This window comes from Pseudomonas sp. GM33 (assembly GCF_000282295.1).
Classification (GTDB): domain Bacteria; phylum Pseudomonadota; class Gammaproteobacteria; order Pseudomonadales; family Pseudomonadaceae; genus Aquipseudomonas; species Aquipseudomonas laurylsulfatiphila.
Genome location: NZ_AKJO01000081.1, coordinates 17,741 through 36,485, shown reverse-complemented (window position 1 = coordinate 36,485; position 18,745 = coordinate 17,741). Strand labels below are relative to the sequence as shown.

Sequence of the window (18,745 nt, the reverse complement as noted above, 5' to 3'; positions counted from 1 at the left end):
TTACAAGCAGTCATTTTAGAGCAAAAAACCTATTAAGCCCTGAAAGCCACGGAATTCGGGGCTCTAGCGTACGCCGAAAAGCATCGCGGGCAAGCCCGCTCCCACAAGGTTCGCGTCGTACACAAAGTGTGTGCACAACAGTGAATCTGTGGGAGCGTGGCTTGCCCGCGATCCGCGCGAAGCGCGGCCATTCACCGATCAGGCGATATCACGCAACTCCCGCCGCAGGATCTTGCCCACTGGCGTCATCGGCAGCGATTCGCGCAGCACGATGTGCTTCGGTACTTTATACGCCGTGAAGTTCTCCTTGCAGTAAGCCTTCAGCTCTTCAAGGCTGACGCCCGCTTCACGGGCCACCACGAACAGCTTCACCGCCTCCCCCGACCGTTCGTCAGGCACACCGATGACCGCACAGTTGGCGACGTTCGGGTGAGCCATCACCACGTCTTCGATTTCGTTCGGGTACACGTTGAAACCCGAGACAATGATCATGTCCTTCTTGCGGTCAACGATGCGCACGAAACCGTCCGGGTCGATCACCGCAATGTCACCGGACTTGAACCAGCCCTCGGCATCCAGCACTTCGGCCGTGGCTTCAGGTTTCTGCCAGTAGCCCTTCATGATCTGCGGGCCCTTGATGCACAACTCGCCGCGTTCACCCAAAGGTTGTTCGACGCCGTCATCGTTGATGACTTTCAGCGTGGTGCCCGGCACCGGCAGGCCGACCGTGCCGATCCGGGACTGGTCGCCATAGGGGTTGGTACAAGCCACCGGCGAGGTTTCGGTCAGGCCGTAACCTTCGGTGATGCGGCAACCGGTCAGTTGTTCCCAGCGCTCGGCCGTAGCCTTGACCAGTGCGGTGCCGCCGGAGTTGGTGAGCTTGAGGCTGGAGAAGTCCAGGGCCTTGAAATCCGGGTGATCCATCAGCGCGACGAACAGCGTGTTGAGCCCCAGCAGCGCCGAGAACCGCCAGTTCTTCAACTCCTTGATGAAGCCGGCGATGTCCCGTGGGTTGGTGATCAGCACGTTGTGGTTACCCGTCACCATCATGCACATGCAGTTCGCCGTGAAGGCATAGATGTGGTACAGCGGCAGCGGCGCGATCATCACCTCCTGGCCTTCACGCAGCAGCGGCTGACCGTCGCTGGCCGACTGGCTGAGGCAGGCCCGTGCCTGCTGCATGTTCGCCACCAGGTTGCCGTGGGTCAGCATCGCGCCCTTGGCCAGGCCGGTGGTGCCACCGGTGTATTGCAGCACGGCGATGTCGTCGAGGCCGACCTTCAGCGGCTTGATACCCAGGCCACGGCCCATGCGCAATGCGCTCTTGAAAGAAACGGCCTGGGGCAAGGAATAGTCCGGGACCATCTTCTTGACCTTGCTCACCACAGTGTTGACCAGCCAACCCTTGGCGGTGGGCATCAGGTCGCCCATCTTCGCTTCGATCAGGTACTGGATGTCAGTGTCGGGGAGCACTTCCTGGACTTTCTGGCCGAACACGTTCAGGTACACCAGCGCCCGGGCACCGGAATCCTTGAACTGGTGACGCATTTCCCGCGCGGTGTATAACGGGTTGGTGTTGACCACGATCAACCCGGCGCGCAAAGCGCCGAACACGGCAATGGGGTAATGCAGGACGTTGGGCATCTGCACGGCGATGCGGTCACCTGGCACCAGGTCGGTGTGGGCTTGCAGGTAGCCGGCGAAAGCAGCGCTCTGGCGTTCCAGTTCGGCGTAAGTCAGGGTCACGCCCATGTTGCTGAACGCAGGGCGGTCAGCAAACTTCTTGCAGGAACGCTCGAACACCTCGATCACCGACTTGTAGGCACCCAGATCGATATCCAGGGGGACGCCGGCCGGGCGTTTGTCATTCCAGAAATCAGGTTGCATTGTTCTTGTCCTCTTTACCTGAATCTATCCGGGGCCGCATTTCTGTCATTTCTCCCTGATCCCTCAAAGGCAGAAAGCGAAAAGCGGAGCTTCACGGACACTAGCAGCTATGGCGATTCAGGCAAATATGCGCAAAGCCGTCATTGATCGCGTGAATCTTCCTGCCTTGCTGTGGGCTGATCAGACGCATGCAACGGGATGCGCTATACAATGCAACGACTCAGTACAAAGGAACCGCCATGATCCATGACACTTTCTGGCTGACCACGAGCGACCACAGCCGCCTATTCGTCAACCAGTGGCTACCCGACGGCAGTCTCAAGGCAATGATTCTGCTGGCCCATGGCATGGCCGAACACAGCGGCCGTTATGGAGCCCTTGCGCAAAAGCTCTGTGATCAGGGCTACGGCGTGTGTGCGCCGGACCTGCGTGGACATGGCAAAACTGCCGAAAACGGGACCCTGGGGCATTTCGCCGATGACGACGGCTGGTGCAAGGTCGTCAGCGACCTGGCGTGCCTCAACCAGCACATCGGCCAGCAGCACCCTGGCATACCGATCGTGCTGCTCGGTCACAGCATGGGCAGTTACATCGCCCAGGCCTATCTGCTGCACCACAGTGCCAGCCTGCACGGGGCCATCCTCAGCGGCTCGAACTTCCAGCCCGTGGCGCTTTATCGCGCGGCACGGCAAATCGCCCGTTTCGAACGCCTGCGCCAGGGCGGCAAAGGCCGCAGCGCATTGATCGAATGGCTGTCGTTCGGCTCGTTCAACAAAAAATTCAAACCGGCACGCACGCCGTTCGACTGGCTCAGCCGTGATCCGGCGCAGGTCGACCTGTACGTCAACGACCCGCTCTGCGGTTTCCGCTGCACCAATCAACTGTGGATCGATTTGCTCGGTGGCTTGCAGCAAATCAGCAAAGCGTCCAATCTCGCCCAGATTGACCCGGGCCTGCCGCTGCTGGTGATTGGCGGTGAATGTGATCCGGTGAGCGAAGGCAAACGTCTGAAGGATCTGGCCGACGCGTTGCGGGCGGCCGGCAGCCGGCACCTGCAACTGACCGTTTACCCGCAGGCACGGCACGAACTGTTCAACGAGAGCAACCGCGATGAAATCGTCGCCGATGTGCTGAACTGGATTGCCCAGGCCTTGAGCACCCCTCGGCCGCACCGATCCGAATAGATTTTTTGTGAATTATTTAATTCGTCACAGGAATTGAGACAGATGACCCAGGTTACCAACACCCCTTACGAAGCCCTTGAAGTGGGCCAGACCGCCAGCTTCAGCAAGACGGTCGAAGAGCGTGACATCCAGTTGTTCGCCGCGATGTCCGGCGATCACAACCCGGTGCACCTGGATGCCGAATACGCTGCCAGCACCATGTTCAAGGAGCGCATCGCCCATGGCATGTTCAGCGGTGCATTGATCAGCGCGGCGGTCGCCTGCGAATTGCCTGGACCGGGCACTATCTACATCGGCCAGCAAATGAGTTTTCAGAAACCGGTGAAGATCGGCGACACCCTGACCGTGCGCCTGGAGATTCTGGAAAAGCTGCCGAAATTTCGCGTGCGCATTGCTACTCGCGTGTTCAATCAGCGCGATGAACTGGTGGTGGATGGCGAAGCGGAAATCCTCGCGCCACGCAAGCAACAGAGCGTGACGCTGACGGAGCTGCCGGCGATCAGCATCGGCTGATTGACCAGTTAAAAAACAATGTGGGAGCGAGCTTGCTCGCGATAGCGCCAGATCAGTCAACATCAATGTTGAATGTCAGGCCCTCATCGCGAGCAAGCTCGCTCCCACAGTTGTTTCAGCCAGGCTTATGAACGCGCACGCGCCTGGTTACGCAGGGCCTTGACCTGATCGTGATTGCGTTGCACGCCATGGTACTGGCGCTCAACCAGGTCACGAATGCCCACCAGGTTGTGCTTGTTGATTTTCTCCATGGCATCCCGATAAGCCTTCAACGCATGGTCTTCACCGCGTTCGGCTTCATTGAGCACGGCCTCCTCGCCTTTGCCGGTGAACATCGACTTCACGTCGACCCAACGACGGTGCAGGTCACCGCTGACACTGGTGGAGGTTTCCGGATCGCCACCCATCGAACGCACCGCGGACTGCAACTCCGCAGCGGCCGTCGCACAATCGGTCGAACGATTGATAAACAGGGTTTTGAGTTCAGGGTGCTTGATGTCTTCAGCGCAAGTCTTGAACCCGGCCTGACCGTCCTTGCTGGTTTCAATCAGGTCATTGAGTACAGAAATCGCTTCTTTATTCATGTCAGTCATTTTTCAATTCCTTCGGTGGATGAAAGATGCAATGAGTACTGCACCCTGCATGCCAGCTCGGAATCGTTTAACTATTCGTTATTTTTCAAACAGTTATCCATTCTCAAAAAATCTGTATCCGTTTTATTTGCATGATCTGTCATTTGGCCTGCATGCAGAATGCCTGTATTTTCCAGACTGACTGAATCAAGACGACCGATCGATGAATCCTGAAAAGCTCGAACTGCTGATCACCCGTGAAATGCCCTTCGGCAAATACAAGGGTCGAATCATTGCCGACCTGCCCGGCCCTTACCTGAACTGGTTCGCCCGGGAGGGTTTCCCTCACGGCGAATTGGGCGGCCTGCTGGCCCTGATGCAGGAAATCGATCACAACGGTTTGTCGGACTTGCTCGAACCGCTGCGCGCCAAACACGGCAAACCGGCCCCGCGTCACTGAATCACCTACCGAGCACCCTCATGCCTGACAACACCCGCCGCGCCCGTGATGAAGCCTTCTGGCAAACCTTTGCCGACCGCTACGATGTCGAACCCGGCCCGCTCAACCTGGAGAACGGTTACTTCGGACGCATGTCGCGCACGGTCGTCGAGGAGTACCAACGCAACATCGAGCTGATCAATCGCAGCAATTCGGTGTACGTGCGCCAGCGCTTCGAACAGGGCGACAGCCTGAAGATCCGCGCGCAACTGGCCAGGTTGACAGGCGTCCCCGGCGACAGCATCGCCCTTACACGCAACGCATCGGAAGGTTTGCAGTCGCTGATCCGCAACTACAACCGGCTGCAGCCCGGCGATCAGGTACTGGTTTGCGATCTGGAATACGACACGGTCAAAGGCGCCATGCGCTGGCTGGCGCGTAATCGCGGCGTGGAAGTGATCGAAATCGAGCATGCACACCCGGCCACCTTCGACAGCCTGCTGAACACCTACCGCGAAACCTTCGCCCGGCACCCACGGCTGAAGTTGATGGCCCTGACCCACGTCACCCATCGCACGGGCCTGGTGATGCCGGTGCAGGCGATTGCGGCCGCGGCAAAGGAACAGGGCATTGACGTCATCCTTGACGGTGCCCATGCCCTCGGCCAACTCGAGTTTGACCTGACCGAACTGGGTATCGCCTTCGCCGGCTACAACCTGCACAAGTGGATCGGCGCACCGCTGACGCTCGGCTATATCTACATCGCCCCCGAACGCCTGGCAGACATCGACCCGGACATGGGCGAGATGCATTTCCCGCTCACCGACATCCGCGCCCGGACCTCGTACAGCACCCCCAACATTCCGGCGCTGCTGACCCTGCCGCTGGTGCTCGAAGAACATTGGGCGATGGGAGGGGCCGCGGCCAAGGGCTCGCGCCTCAATTACCTGCGCAACCTGTGGGTGCGCGAAGTTCGCGAACTTCCGGGCATCGAGGTGTTGACCCCGGATGATCCACGGCTGTATTGCGGTATCACCTCGATGCGCTTTACCCAACAGGCCGATCAACAGGTGATGGTCGAAAGGCTGCTCAACGATTACAACCTGTTCACCGTGGTGCGCAGTGGCGCGGCTTGCGGGCCGTGCATCCGCGTGACACCGGGATTGACCAGCACTGCCGACCATATGCAGCAGTTGATCATCGCGCTGAAAGAACTGCGCTGAACACTCACCATTGTGGGAGCGGGCTTGCTCGCGATGGTCGTGAACGATAACGGGTGAAACCTGATGCCCAGTGTCGCCCTCGGGTTTTTCGCGAGCAGGCTCGCTCCTACAAGGGTTGGCACCGAACCTGTGGGAGCGGGCTTGCTCGCTCCCACAGGGGGTATGAGCCGATCCAGGCCATTTTTTTCAGGCAAAAAAAAACGGTGCACCGACCAAGCGCACCGTAAAGCCGTAGAACACACAACGAAGTGTAGGGTGAAGCGATCAGTCCAGCAGCGCCAGGGCCTCGGCGGTGCATTCCTGAATGCGGGCCCAGTCGCCGTTCTTGATCCACTCCGGATCAAGCATCCAGCTACCGCCCACGCACATGACGTTTTTCAGCGCCATGTAGCTCTTGATGTTGGCAGGGCCCACGCCGCCGGTCGGGCAGAATTTCACTTCGCCGAACGGGCCGCCCAATGCCTTGATGGCTGCAACACCGCCGCTGACTTCGGCCGGGAACAGCTTGAAGCGGCGGTAACCCAGGCCGTAGCCTTCCATGATGCCCGAGGCATTGCTGATGCCTGGCAACAGTGGAATCGGGCTGGCGACGCTGGCTTCCAGCAAGTCGCGGGTGATGCCCGGCGTGACGATGAACTGCGAACCCGCCGCTTCCGCCGCTGCCAGCATGTGGCGATCCAGCACGGTGCCGGCACCGGTCACCAGCTCCGGACGCTGCTCGCGCAGAATCTGGATGGCCTTGAGGCCGAATTGCGAACGCAGGGTCACTTCCAGGGCTGTCAGGCCACCGGCCGCGAGCGCGTCGGCCAGCGGCAGGACGTCCTGCTCGCGGGCGATGGTGATCACCGGCAGGATCCGCGCTTTCGCGCAGAGGCTGTCGATCAGGGCAACTTTGTCCGCCATGGAAACGGTCGGGGATGGGTTTGTCATAGCGGCTGTTCCTTGGCTCATGGGCACCAGAAAATCTCTAACGTGGGTTGCAGAAATGCGCGCACCGGCATTGCGGCGACATCGTCGCCGGCCAGTGCGGTACTCAGGGTGGTCAGCTTGGACTGACCGGAAATCGATAGAACCTTGTGCTTGGCCGAGGCCAGCAGCGCGCGGCTCATGGTCAGGCGCTGATGCGGCACGGTCGGCGCCAGCATCGGCCAGCAACGACGGACGCCATCGGCCTGCAATGCCTCGGCAAGGTTCGGGCTGTTGGGGAACAGTGACGCGGTGTGGCCGTCATCGCCCATACCGAGGATCAGCACATCGATCACCGGCAGTTCGGACAGCAAGCGGTCGGCCTGCTCCGCCGCCTGTTCAAGGTTGGCGCTGGCGCTGTACAGGCTCAGGAACTGCGCCTTGGCCGCAGGCCCTTGCAACAGATAACGCTTGATCAGGCCCGCGTTGCTGTCGGCGTGTTCCACCGGCACCCAACGCTCGTCGGCCAGGCTGACCACCACGTTCGACCAGTCCAGCGACTGCTTGGCCAGGTGCTGGAAAAACGCCACCGGACTGCGGCCACCGGAAACCACCAGGGTCGCAGTGCCCTGGGTGTCGATCGCGTCGCTCAATTGCTTGGCCACATTCAGTGCCAGGCTTTCAGCCAGCAACACCGGGCTCTTGAACGCATGGGCGCTGACGCCCTGCGGCAGTTTCAGTTTAGATATCGCCATACCACGACCTCCCGTCCCGCGTGATCAGAGCAATGGAGCTCATCGGCCCCCAGGACCCGGCCGCGTACGGCTTGGGCGCATCACCGGATTTTTTCCACCCGGCGATCAACTGGTCACACCACTTCCACGCGGCTTCGATTTCATCTTTACGGACAAACAGGTTCTGATTGCCGCGCATCACTTCCAGTAACAACCGCTCGTAGGCATCGGGAATCCGTGCGCTGCTCCAGGTGTCGGAAAAATTCAGCTGCAACGGACCGCTGCGCAGCTGCATGCCTTTGTCCAGGCCTTGGTCTTTGGTCATCACGCGCAAGGAAATGCCTTCGTCCGGTTGCAGGCGGATAATCAGCTTGTTGCTGATTTGCAGGCGCTGCTCGGGAGCGAAGATGTAGTGCGACGGTTCCTTGAAGTGGATGACGATCTGCGACAGCTTCTGCGGCATGCGCTTGCCGGTACGCAAGTAAAACGGCACGCCGGCCCAGCGCCAGTTGCGGATGTCGGCACGCAGGGCGACGAAGGTCTCGGTATCGCTCTGGGTGTTGGAATTGGGTTCTTCCAGGTACCCCGGCACCGCTTTGCCTTCGCTGTAGCCGGCGATGTACTGACCGCGCACCACCTGGGTGGTCAGGCCTTCCGGGCTGATCGGCGCCAGGGCCTTGAGCACCTTGACCTTCTCGTCACGGATGCTGTCGGCGGACAGGTCGGCCGGCGGGTCCATGGCGATGAGGCAGAGCAGTTGCAGCAGGTGGTTCTGGATCATGTCGCGCAGCTGGCCGGCCTTGTCGAAGTAACCCCAGCGGCCTTCGATGCCGACCTTCTCGGCCACGGTGATTTCCACGTGGGAGATGTAATTCTGGTTCCACTGGGTTTCGAACAGGCTGTTGGCGAAACGCAGGGCGATCAGGTTCTGGACGGTCTCTTTGCCCAGGTAGTGGTCGATGCGGTAGGTGCGGTTCTCCGGGAAGAACTGCGCCACGGCGTCGTTGACCTTGCGCGAGGATTCCAGGTCCGAACCGATGGGCTTTTCCAGCACCACACGGGTGTTTTGCGCCAGGCCGACCTTGGCCAGGTTCTCGCAGATCGCGCCGTAGACGGCGGCCGGCGTGGCGAAGTAGGCGATGACCCGTTGCGTGGTACCGGCCACTTCGGCCAGGGCCACATAATCTTCGGACTTGAGGAAGTCGACGTGCAGGTAGCTCAGGCGCGCCAGAAAACGCTCGACCACGGCTTCGTCCAGCTCTTTGGCACCGACATAGCGGCGCAGCTCGGAGGCGATGAACGTCAGGTGTTCCTGCTCGCTGCCCGGCTCACGGGCCAGCGCGATGATTCGCGTGTCCTCGTGCAACAGGCCGGCGCCGTCGAGTTGATAAAGGGCAGGAAACAGCTTGCGCAAGGCCAGATCGCCAAGGGCGCCGAACAAGGCAAAGGTGCACGGTTCAACCGTAATCGAGAGCATGATGTTTGTTCTTTTATCAAGTTAAGCTACAAATACCTTTTTTCAAGGCATCACTCAAGGGAAAATGTAGTAATAACCACAACATTTTCGCAAAATACAGATTCCGAGTGGTGGTCGGTCTGAGCCATCAGTAGGATAGGCCACCGTCACGGGCCTCACCAAAGGCCCTTTTTGCATTAGCCGTGCGCTTATCGGCGCCGGTGAATCAAGGATACTTATATGGACCGCGTGCGAAATTTACTGGAGCAAATCCAGAATCGCCTTGAAGAGCTGAACAAGGCCGAGCGCAAAGTCGCCGAGGTGATCCTGCTCAACCCGCAGCAGGCCACCCGCTTCAGCATCGCCGCCCTCGCCCAGGCCGCCTCGGTCAGCGAACCGACGGTCAACCGTTTCTGCCGTTCGTTCGGCGTCAGCGGCTACCCCGAACTCAAGCTGCAACTGGCCCAGAGCCTGGCCAGTGGCGCCGCGTACGTCAGCCGCGCGGTGGAGGCCGATGACAATCCGGAGGCCTATACCCAGAAGATCTTCGGCAGCGCCATCGCCTCGCTGGACAGCGCCTGCCAGGCACTGGACCCGAACCTGATCAGCCGCGCCGTCGACCTGCTGATCCAGGCCCGGCAGATCCACTTCTTCGGCCTCGGCGCCTCGGCTCCGGTGGCACTGGACGCGCAGCACAAGTTCTTCCGCTTCAACCTCGCCGTCACCGCCCACGCCGACGTGCTGATGCAGCGCATGATTGCCTCGGTGGCCCATACCGGCGAACTGTTCGTGATCATTTCCTACACCGGGCGCACCCGCGAACTGGTGGAAGTGGCGCGTATCGCCCGGGAAAACGGCGCTTCCGTGCTGGGCCTGACCGCCGAGAACTCGCCGCTGGCCAAGGCCAGCACCCTGAGCCTGAACATTCCGCTGCCGGAAGACACCGACATCTACATGCCGATGACGTCGCGGATCATCCAACTGACCGTGCTGGACGTACTCGCCACGGGCATGACGTTGCGCCGGGGCGTGGATTTCCAGCCGCATTTGCGCAAGATCAAGGAGAGCCTGAATGCCAGTCGGTATCCCGTTGGGGATGAGTTTAATTAATCCAGCATCTCCATCGCCCTGAATGGCCTCATCGCGAGCAAGCTCGCTCCCACAGGGGAATGCATTCCAAATGTGGGAGCGAGCTTGCTCGCTATGGCGGTATACGGAGCACCACAGATGCTGAACTAAACCCCCACCCGCGCCTGCAAACTCAAATGCGCCCGCTCCCCAGGCTTCAGGCACAGGCTGTCCGTCCCGCCACTCGCTGCCTCTACACAAACAAATTCGGATATCTCGTTCCAGGTCACGCCGAGCAACGGCCGCGAACCGGGATGCCACACCACCGTGTCGGCCGTTTCGCCCGTGTCGATGCACAACGCCCGCTGCCAGGCGTGGTCATTGAGCTGCAATTCGCCGTCATGCTGGAACACCCGTTGGCAACCGCCGTCCACGCGCAACTCGCCTTCCTGCTGACAAACCTGTCGGCTCAACTGGTCATAACCCTGCGCGCCTTCGAGCCCAGACAGCGCTATCTCACTGACATCGCCAATACGCCAGTAAGCATGCAAAGCCTGGCTCATCTGGCACGGCATGTCGTCCTGATGCTCGGTGCTCAGGCGCAAGTCCATGCGCTCACCCAGGTGCGCGTGCAGGTCCACCTGCCAGTCGCACAACTTCAGCTGCCAGTGCAACCGCACGCCTTCGTCGTCACTGCTGCTGTCGAGCAGCTTCCAGTCGAGCAGTCGCGCCCATCCATGGGACGGCCAGGCGTTTTCGCTCGGATGCCGGCCATACCAGGGCCAACACACCGGCACACCACCCCGAATGGCCCCGACCTGCGGCCACTTTGCCGCACACCACAGCCAGGGCTTTTGCCCCTTGGGCTGGAAGTGCAGCAACTGCGCGCCCTGCCGACTGAACACCGCCTGACACAGCGGATGATCGATCACCAGCACGTCGCGCATCTGATAGCGCTCCCACGCGAACACCGGACGTTCGCGCAAGGATTTGAAGAAGCGTTGTAGCGGATGCTCAAGCATGTGCCACGGTCCTGAAAAACATGGGTGTACTCATCTCTCCAAACGGCCTGTGCTTATTTTTGTGGCGAGGGAGCTTGCTCCCGTTGGACTGCGCAGCAGTCCCTTTTTTGGGGGTGCTTCGCACCTCAGCGGGAGCAAGCTCCCTCGCCACAAAAGCAATCAACCAAAGTCCAGTCAGCCCTCGCAAAAAAAAGCGGACAGCCATGGCTGTCCGCAAATATGCGCACATGGAGAGAAGCTTATCGCAGACGCGTTAGAACACCGACTGAATTTTCAGGCCGGCCACCAGCGCGTTGTCGACTTCATCCACACCACCCGGGTGAGTGACGTATTGCAGGTTGGGACGTACGGTCAGCCAGTTGGTCACGTGGAAGCCGTAGTTGATCTCGTAGTTGTATTCGGTTTCACGAATGGGCGAGAACAGCGGATTGTCGTATTCCGAAACGCCATTGGCCGCGTTGGTCAGCTCGGCGTTTTTCTTCACGTCATCGTTGACATGGATACGGGCGAAACCGATGCCCACGTCATCCTTCGGACGTGCGTCGAACGGGCCCTTGTACACGAACATCAACGACTGGTAGTTGTCGATGAAGTTGGTGTCCTTGTCGTGGAAGGTGGCGTTGGCCGCGATGTTCAGGCCACGGGAAGCATCGCCGTTGTGGCTGGTGAGTTGCTGCTGCGCGACGAACCAGTAGCCGTGCTTGCTATCGTGGACACGATAAGGATTGCCAGTGGTCGCGGCATCCTGGCCGTTGTCGTCCTTGAGAACGTCGTCGGCATTGGCTGTGCTTTTGTAGTAACCGACACGGTATTCGCCCGGCAGGTTGTTGACCTTCGGCGACCAGACCAGCTCGACCGGCAACACGGTGCCTTCAGTACCACTGCCGCTGAGCTTGAAGCCGTTACCGTGTTCCAGTTGCGTCGGGTTCTGGTTGTACGCACCGATCTGAGCATAAAGCTCGTCATTGATGTGGTACTTCACTCGGATCGCTGCCTGGCTGACCGGCCAGTTGTACCAGATGTTGGTGGCCCAGTTACCGACCTGGGATCCGCAGAACGCCAGGTTCTGGAATTCGCACGGGAAGGTGTTGAAGTCTTCACCTTCACCGAAGTAACCGGCCTTGACGTCCAGCTTGTTGTCGAAGAACTGGTGCTGAATCCACAACTGGGTCAGACGCACCATGTGGCCACGACCGTAGACTTCCTGGGAGGAACTCAAGGTGCCGGCACGCGGGTCGCCGATACGGTCGTTGGAGATGTTCTCGCCGTTACGGTTGGTGAGCTGGATCTTGGCCTGGGTGTTGTCCCAGCCGAAGAGTTTTTCCAGGTCCAGCGCCGCGCCCAGGCCGAACTGGTCGGCGTAGCGCGCGGTCTTGTCATCGTTGAAGCCGCCATGCAGGTTGCCGCCGACTTCACCGACGTAGTCCATCTTGATGTCGATGCCTTGCTCGATCAGCTTGGTACGCTCGCCACCCCAATCGCCCGTCATCCATTTGGAGTCGGAGCTGAACGCTTCATCGGCCATCGCATTGCCGGCCAGAACCAGTGCTGCCGCTGCTGACACCTGGCAGATCAACCGGGCCTTGTTCTTCATCTTCATCCCTACATCCTCGTTTTATTGTTATTAACTTTTCTTTTTTTTAACGCGGTTACATCCGGTGCAATGCGCGACAGGCCGTGCATTGCGAATCCCCCCCTGTAGGAGCGAGCTTGCTCGCGAGAAACCTGAGAACACCGTGGGGTGTCAGGTTTCCAGTGTCATCGTTGACGTCCATCGCGAGCAGGCTCGCTCCTACAGGTTTGTTCTTCAGCGGCCTTTGAATTGGGCGACGTTGGCGCTGTGCGCTTCGGTTTTTGGCACGCCGGCCACCCCCAGGCGCTCCCCTGTCCTGGCATCGAACAGCAGCACTTTCGCCGGGTCGAATTGCAGGGTCAGGGTCTCGCCCACCGCAGGCGCCACGTCCGGCGCCAGGCGGCAGCAGACCTTGGTGTCATTGAGGTTGACGAAGACCAGGGTGTCCGGCCCGGTCGGTTCGGTGACCTGGACTTCGGCACGAATGGTCGGCAAACCGTTCGCTTCGCCGTTGGCCAGGATGATCTGTTCTGGGCGCATGCCGAGGATCACTTCGCGGTCTTCGAGACCTGCGTCCTGCATGCCCAGCGGCAGCTCGCAACGGGCCTGGCCGCTGTCGAGCAGCGCCAGCAGGCGACCGTCCTTGCGCTGCAGGCGCAGCGGGATGAAGTTCATCGGCGGCGAACCGATGAAGCTCGCCACGAACAGGTTGGCCGGGTTGTTGTAGATGTCCTTCGGCGTACCGAACTGCTGGATGATCCCGTCCTTCATCACCGCCACCTTGTCACCCAGGGTCATGGCTTCGATCTGGTCGTGGGTCACGTAGACCGTGGTGGTTTTCAGGCGCTGGTGCATCAGTTTCATTTCGGTGCGCATCTCGACCCGCAGCTTGGCGTCGAGGTTGGACAGCGGTTCGTCGAACAGATAAATCTTCGGCCGCCGCGCCAGGGCACGGCCCATCGCCACGCGCTGCTGCTGACCACCGGAGAGCTGGCCGGGCTTGCGGCTGAGCAAGTGTTCGATCTGCAACAGCTTGGAAACCCGGGCGACTTCTTCGTCGATTTCCGCGGTCGGCATTTTGCGGATCTTCAGGCCGAAGGCGATGTTGTCGCGCACGCTCATGGTCGGGTACAGCGCGTAGGACTGGAACACCATGGCGATGTCACGATCCTTGGGGCTCATGCCGCTGATGTCGGCGTCGTCCACCAGGATCGCGCCGCCGCTGATGGTTTCCAGGCCGGCGATGCAGTTCATCAGCGTGGATTTACCACAGCCCGACGGGCCGACCAGGATCAGGAACTCACCGTCATCGATTTTCAGTTCGATGTTTTTCAGGGTGTCCGGCAAGCCGGGGCCGTAGGTCTTGTTGACGTTGCGTAATTCGAGAGTTGCCATCTTTCTACCCCTTGACCGCGCCGGACGTCAGCCCACGCAGGAAATACTTGCCAGCGAATATGTAGACCAGCAGTGTCGGCAGCCCGGCGATCATCGCGGCGGCCATATCAACGTTGTATTCCTTGGCCCCGGTGCTGGTGTTGACCAGGTTGTTCAGGGCCACGGTAATTGGCTGGGCATCGCCGCTGGCGAAGACCACGCCGAACAGGAAGTCGTTCCAGATCTGGGTGAACTGCCAGATCAGGCAGACCATCACGATCGGGATCGACATCGGCAGCAGGATTTTCAGGAAGATCGTGAAGAAGCCCGCGCCATCGAGCCTTGCGGCCTTGACCAGCGCATCCGGAATGCTCACGTAGTAGTTGCGGAAGAACAGCGTGGTGAACGCCAGGCCGTAGACCACGTGCACCAGCACCAGGCCGGTGGTGGTGTTGGCCAGGCCGAATTTGCCGAGGGTGAACGAGGCCGGCAGCAGCACGGTCTGGAACGGCAGGAAGCAGCCGAACAGCAACAGGCCGAAGAACAACTGCGAGCCACGGAAGCGCCACATCGACAGCACGTAGCCGTTCATTGCCCCAATGAAAGTCGAGATCAGCACCGCCGGCACGGTGATTTTCACCGAGTTCCAGAAGTAGCCGCCGACCACGTCCCAGGCCTTGATCCAGCCGATGCCGTCGATCACGGTCGGCCAGCTCAGCAGGTTGCCGGTGCGGATGTCTTCCGGGGATTTGAAGCTGGTCAGCAGCATCACCACCAGCGGGATCAGGTACACCGCCGCTGCCAACAGCAGGGTGGCGTAGATCGCGATGCGGCTGAAACTGATGCCCGATTTTCCGAGTTGATTAGTCATGGCGTTTGCCTCGCAGCTCGGAGTACAGGTACGGCACGAGGATGGTCAGCACGGCGCCAAGCATCAGCATGGCGCTGGCCGAACCGATGCCCATCTGGCCACGGCTGAAAGTGAAGGAATACATGAACATCGCCGGCAGGTCGGATGAATAACCCGGGCCGCCCGCAGTCATCGCCGCGACCAGGTCGAAGCTCTTGATCGCGATGTGCGCCAGGATCATGAAGGCACTGAAGAACACCGGACGCAGGCTCGGCAGGACGATCTTCAGGTAGATGGTCGGCAGGCTCGCACCATCGACTTGCGCGGCGCGGATGATCGATTGATCGACACCGCGCAGGCCGGCCAGGAACATCGCCATGACAAACCCGGAGGCTTGCCACACGGCGGCGATCACCAGGCAGTAGACGACACGATCCTGATCCACCAGCCAGTCGAGACGAAAGCCTTCCCAGCCCCAGTCACGCAGCATCTTGTCCAGGCCCAGGCCAGGGTTGAGCAGCCATTTCCAGGCGGTACCGGTGACGATCATCGACAGCGCCATCGGGTACAGGTAGACGGTGCGGATGAAGCCTTCCTTGCGAATGCGCTGGTCCAGCAGCACAGCGAGGAACACGCCCAGCACCAGGCTGATGCCGATGAACATGCCGCCGAACACCGCGAGGTTCTTGCTCGCGACCCACCAGCGGTCGTTGTCCATCAGGCGCATGTATTGCTGCAGGCCGACCCACTTGTAGCTCGGCATGAAGCTGGAATTGGTGAAGGACAGAATGAACGTCCAGATGATGTAACCGTAGAAGCCAACCAACACGATCAGCATGCTCGGCGCGAGTACCAATTTGGGTAGCCAGCGTTGCAGCGCATCGAACGGTGAGGCTTTGCTGAAAACCGCCACAGAGCTCATCGGGATAATCCAGGTTTAGAGAAATGAATCGACACGGTGATCCCTTGTGGGAGCGGCGGTTCGGCGCTCCGACTTGCTCGCGAAAGCAGTGTGTCAATCGACATTAATGTTGAATGTCAGTCCGCATTCGCGAGCAAGCCCGCTCCCACATGGGGTCAGGCTGTGTCAGGGATTACTGGGCGGCTTTGACAGCCGAGGCCAGTTGGGCGCTGGCCTTGGCCGGGTCAGCGTTCTTGTCGTTCATGAAGTTGGTGACCACGTCGAAGATCGCGCCCTGCACGGCCAGGGAGGTGGCCATGTTGTGCGCCATGCTCGGTTGCAGGCCGCCGGTCTTGTCGTCCGCGATGAAGTCCTTCGCCGACTTCTGGGCGCACTCGTCGAAGCCGAGCTTGTCCATTTCGTTCAGCATGTCGTTACGCACAGGGATCGAACCCTTGTTCATGCTGAAGACTTTCTGGAAGTCGGTGCCCAATGCGACCTTGGCCAGGTCTTGCTGAGCGGCGATATCGCCCTTGCGATCAGCCTTGAGCTTGAACACCGCCAGGGAGTCGATGTTGTAGGTGAAGGCTTTTTCAGTGCCCGGGAACGCTACGCACAGGTAGTCCTTGCCCGCGACTTTCTTGGCCGCGGTCCACTCGCTTTTCGCCCAGTCGCCCATCATCTGCATGCCGGCCTTGCCATTGATGACGTCGGCGGCGGCGATGTTCCAGTCACGACCGGCGCGATTCGGATCCATGTAGCCGGTGATCTTTTTCAGCTCGGCGAACGACTGGGTCATCTCCGGGCCGGACAGGGTTTTCTGGTCGAGGTCGACCAGGGCTTTCTTGTAACCGTCGGCGCCCATGACCGAGAGCACCACATCTTCGAACACGGTGCTGTCCTGCCAAGGCTGACCGCCGTGGGCGAGCGCAATGAAGCCTGCGGCCTTGAGCTTGTCGCCGGCGGCATAGAATTCTTCGAGGGTCGTCGGGGCTTTTTCGATCCCGGCTTTCTTGAACACTTGCGGGTTGATCCACAGCCAGTTGACGCGGTGGATGTTTACCGGCACGGCGACGTAATCGCCTTCGTACTTCACGGTGTCGGAGACTTTCTTCGACAGCAGGCCATCCCAGTTTTCCGCCTTGGAAACGTCTTTCAACGCGTCGGTGCTGAGCAGGCCGGTGCTGCCCCACTCCTGGATGTCGGGACCCTTGATCTGCGCAACGCCTGGCGGGTTGCCGGCTACGGCGCGACTCTTAAGTACGGTCATGGCCGTGGAACCGCCGCCACCGGCGACTGCGCCGTCCTTCCAAGTGAAGCCGTCTTTTTCGACTTGAGCCTTCAGGATATCGACCGCTGCTTTTTCACCACCGGAGGTCCACCAGTGAACGACTTCAACGGAACCTTTGGATTCGGCGGCCAGGACACTGAGGGGGAGCGCAGACAGGGAAGCGAGAGAAATGACAGTAGCGAGGCGAGAAATCGCATTCATCTAGGAGCACCTTTCTTGTTGTTATGCATGCAAGTCTGTTGCTTGCGCTGCATAAGATTCTAAACAGGGGATATCCCCTCGCAGGTAACGAAGGGATGCGCGAATGTCACCGCATGGTTACATAGAACCGCTCTGGGACACCTGCGCCAGCGCCGTGGCCATGCTCGGTGACAGCGCCAGGCGCGGAATCAGTACGGCTTGCCAGGCATGGTAAAGGTCAGGCTTGCCGGGCCAGATATCGGCACTCGGGCGGTTTTGCGGATCGAGTTCGTGATACCAGCTGCCATCACAGCGGTCGATGAAATGACTGTCACAGAATTCCCAGAACAGGCGATACCACTGCTCGTACTGCGCTTCACCCGTGCGCTTGATCAGCGCACTGGCGGTGGCACTGGCTTCGCAATGGGTCCAGTGCAGGCGATGGCGGACCACCGCTTTGTTGTCCCAGTCCAGGGTGTAGACAATCCCCGGCGCGCCATCGATGTTCCAGCCGTGACGACAGTTGTGCTCGAAGAGTTTTTGCGCGTCGGTGACCAGCCAGCCCGGCGTGAGCATCCCCGCGCTCACCCGCGAAGCTTCGAGGTGCAGCAACAGCCGTGCCCACTCGAAACCGTGGCCCGGGGTGGTGCCGTAGGGGCGAAAACCGTCCGCCGGATTGTCACGGTTGTAGTCCCGCAGTGGCTGCCAGTCGCGGTTGAAATGCTCGATCACCAGGTAATCGTTGGCAGCGGCGTGACCATGGATCACCCGCTCAACGATGCGCTGTGCACGGCACAACCAGCGGTTGTCTTCAGTGACATCGGCCAGGGCGAGGAAGGCTTCGGTGGCGTGCATGTTGCTGTTGGCGCCGCGATAGGCTTCCTCTTCACTCCAGTCGCGATTGAAGGATTCGCGCATCGCGCCTTCTTCTTCACTCCAGAACCAGGTGTCGATGATGTCGATGGCATCATCGAGCAAGGCTTGCGCACCGGGACGCTGTGCGACCACCGCAGAACTGGCGGCCAGCGCGACGAAGGCATGCAGGTAGGCGTTCTTGCCGGTGTTGCCGTCGCGATGTTCGGCAGTGGCGAACCAGCCGCCGTGAACCGCATCGCGCAACGGACCACGCAGGGCCGTAACACCGTGATCGACCAGCTCGGCAAAGCCTGGCAAACCCTGAATGTGGGCCATGGCGAAGCTGTGGGTCATGCGCGCGGTGTTCATGGTCTGGGCTTGTGCATCGGCCGGGAGGTGGCCCTTTTCGTCGAGGTTGCCGAAGCCTTCAGGGAGCCTGGAAGCCTTGGCAAAGCTCAACAGGCGCAGGCCTTCGGCGGCGAGCCATTGCTGGTGGGCAGGTGCGTTCAGCCAACTGCTGAAGGCTGGTTGGAGGGAGTCCATGGCGTACCTTTTTTGTTGTTATGACTGAGGGGCAGTCTAAACAACGGACGAAGGTCGGCTTGTAACGAAGGGGGTGGGTTATGTCACCAGGCTGTGACATTTATCTTGAGGGATGTGTTGAATCTTCTAACGCCTTCGCGAGCAAGCCCGCTCCCACAGGGGGGCTGCGTCGTA

The 18,745-nt window shown here is 60.1% G+C and carries 17 protein-coding genes; 5 read left to right on the top strand and 12 right to left on the bottom strand.

Features of this window, described 5'->3' with window-relative positions; translation table 11 throughout:
- Nucleotides 1-198 precede the first annotated feature (198 nt).
- The gene (fadD2, locus tag PMI26_RS15880) at nucleotides 199-1,887 is read right to left on the bottom strand and encodes a long-chain-fatty-acid--CoA ligase FadD2 (RefSeq protein WP_007974454.1); all 1,689 of its coding nucleotides are present in this window, start codon (nucleotides 1,885-1,887) and stop codon (nucleotides 199-201) included.
- Between the two features lie 239 nt (nucleotides 1,888-2,126).
- Here fadD2 and PMI26_RS15885 point away from each other — a divergent pair, with 239 nt between their 5' ends.
- A complete protein-coding gene (locus PMI26_RS15885; protein ID WP_007974453.1) occupies nucleotides 2,127-3,071 on the top strand; it encodes an alpha/beta hydrolase in 945 nt (314 codons plus the stop codon).
- A 42-nt stretch (nucleotides 3,072-3,113) separates the two neighbouring features.
- Nucleotides 3,114-3,584, top strand: a complete 471-nt coding sequence (locus PMI26_RS15890) for a MaoC family dehydratase (protein WP_007974451.1) — start codon at nucleotides 3,114-3,116, stop codon at nucleotides 3,582-3,584.
- 125 nt (nucleotides 3,585-3,709) lie between these two features.
- Here the strand turns inward: PMI26_RS15890 and PMI26_RS15895 are convergent, their stop codons facing one another.
- Nucleotides 3,710-4,177 carry a ferritin-like domain-containing protein gene (locus PMI26_RS15895; RefSeq protein ID WP_007974449.1) on the bottom strand — a complete coding sequence of 156 codons (468 nt, stop codon included), beginning with the start codon at nucleotides 4,175-4,177 and terminating at the stop codon, nucleotides 3,710-3,712.
- Nucleotides 4,178-4,379: 202 nt separating this feature from the next.
- Here PMI26_RS15895 and PMI26_RS15900 point away from each other — a divergent pair, with 202 nt between their 5' ends.
- Both PMI26_RS15900 and PMI26_RS15905 read left to right on the top strand, forming a co-directional pair.
- Nucleotides 4,380-4,616: a DUF3820 family protein gene (locus tag PMI26_RS15900; protein WP_003227425.1), complete on the top strand. Its 237-nt coding sequence runs from the start codon at nucleotides 4,380-4,382 to the stop codon at nucleotides 4,614-4,616.
- A 20-nt stretch (nucleotides 4,617-4,636) separates the two neighbouring features.
- Nucleotides 4,637-5,818 (top strand): aminotransferase class V-fold PLP-dependent enzyme, encoded by a 1,182-nt coding sequence (locus PMI26_RS15905; protein WP_007974447.1) that lies wholly within the window; start codon nucleotides 4,637-4,639, stop codon nucleotides 5,816-5,818.
- 264 nt (nucleotides 5,819-6,082) lie between these two features.
- Here PMI26_RS15905 and PMI26_RS15910 read toward each other — a convergent pair whose 3' ends face one another.
- Genes PMI26_RS15910 through zwf form a run of 3 tightly spaced genes read right to left on the bottom strand, consistent with a single transcriptional unit; the run spans nucleotide 6,083 to nucleotide 8,935 of the window.
- Nucleotides 6,083-6,748: a bifunctional 4-hydroxy-2-oxoglutarate aldolase/2-dehydro-3-deoxy-phosphogluconate aldolase gene (locus tag PMI26_RS15910; protein WP_007974446.1), complete on the bottom strand. Its 666-nt coding sequence runs from the start codon at nucleotides 6,746-6,748 to the stop codon at nucleotides 6,083-6,085.
- A gap of 17 nt (nucleotides 6,749-6,765) precedes the next feature.
- Nucleotides 6,766-7,479: a 6-phosphogluconolactonase gene (pgl, locus tag PMI26_RS15915; protein WP_007974444.1), complete on the bottom strand. Its 714-nt coding sequence runs from the start codon at nucleotides 7,477-7,479 to the stop codon at nucleotides 6,766-6,768.
- On the bottom strand, nucleotides 7,466-8,935 hold the full coding sequence (gene zwf, locus PMI26_RS15920; protein ID WP_007974442.1) for a glucose-6-phosphate dehydrogenase: 1,470 nt from the start codon (nucleotides 8,933-8,935) through the stop codon (nucleotides 7,466-7,468). The genes pgl and zwf overlap by 14 nt, the downstream gene beginning before the upstream one ends.
- Nucleotides 8,936-9,163: 228 nt before the next feature.
- Between zwf and PMI26_RS15925 the strand changes: the two genes are divergently transcribed.
- Nucleotides 9,164-10,024, top strand: a complete 861-nt coding sequence (locus PMI26_RS15925) for a MurR/RpiR family transcriptional regulator (RefSeq protein ID WP_170948639.1) — start codon at nucleotides 9,164-9,166, stop codon at nucleotides 10,022-10,024.
- 125 nt (nucleotides 10,025-10,149) lie between these two features.
- Here PMI26_RS15925 and PMI26_RS15930 read toward each other — a convergent pair whose 3' ends face one another.
- The 7 genes from PMI26_RS15930 to PMI26_RS15960 form a co-directional block, all read right to left on the bottom strand.
- Nucleotides 10,150-11,004, bottom strand: a complete 855-nt coding sequence (locus tag PMI26_RS15930) for a D-hexose-6-phosphate mutarotase (protein ID WP_007974438.1) — start codon at nucleotides 11,002-11,004, stop codon at nucleotides 10,150-10,152.
- Between the two features lie 253 nt (nucleotides 11,005-11,257).
- Nucleotides 11,258-12,604 carry a carbohydrate porin gene (locus PMI26_RS15935; protein WP_007974436.1) on the bottom strand — a complete coding sequence of 449 codons (1,347 nt, stop codon included), beginning with the start codon at nucleotides 12,602-12,604 and terminating at the stop codon, nucleotides 11,258-11,260.
- Between the two features lie 207 nt (nucleotides 12,605-12,811).
- On the bottom strand, nucleotides 12,812-13,972 hold the full coding sequence (locus tag PMI26_RS15940) for an ABC transporter ATP-binding protein (protein ID WP_007974435.1): 1,161 nt from the start codon (nucleotides 13,970-13,972) through the stop codon (nucleotides 12,812-12,814).
- A 4-nt stretch (nucleotides 13,973-13,976) separates the two neighbouring features.
- Nucleotides 13,977-14,822: a carbohydrate ABC transporter permease gene (locus PMI26_RS15945; protein ID WP_007974434.1), complete on the bottom strand. Its 846-nt coding sequence runs from the start codon at nucleotides 14,820-14,822 to the stop codon at nucleotides 13,977-13,979.
- Nucleotides 14,815-15,723, bottom strand: coding sequence for a carbohydrate ABC transporter permease (locus PMI26_RS15950; RefSeq protein ID WP_007974433.1), 909 nt, complete (start codon nucleotides 15,721-15,723; stop codon nucleotides 14,815-14,817). The genes PMI26_RS15945 and PMI26_RS15950 overlap by 8 nt, the downstream gene beginning before the upstream one ends.
- 172 nt (nucleotides 15,724-15,895) lie before the next feature.
- Nucleotides 15,896-17,194: an ABC transporter substrate-binding protein gene (locus PMI26_RS15955; RefSeq protein WP_007974432.1), complete on the bottom strand. Its 1,299-nt coding sequence runs from the start codon at nucleotides 17,192-17,194 to the stop codon at nucleotides 15,896-15,898.
- A 117-nt stretch (nucleotides 17,195-17,311) separates the two neighbouring features.
- Complete coding sequence (locus PMI26_RS15960; protein ID WP_007974431.1) at nucleotides 17,312-18,571, bottom strand: D-mannose isomerase; 1,260 nt, start codon at nucleotides 18,569-18,571, stop codon at nucleotides 17,312-17,314.
- Nucleotides 18,572-18,745 lie beyond the last annotated feature (174 nt).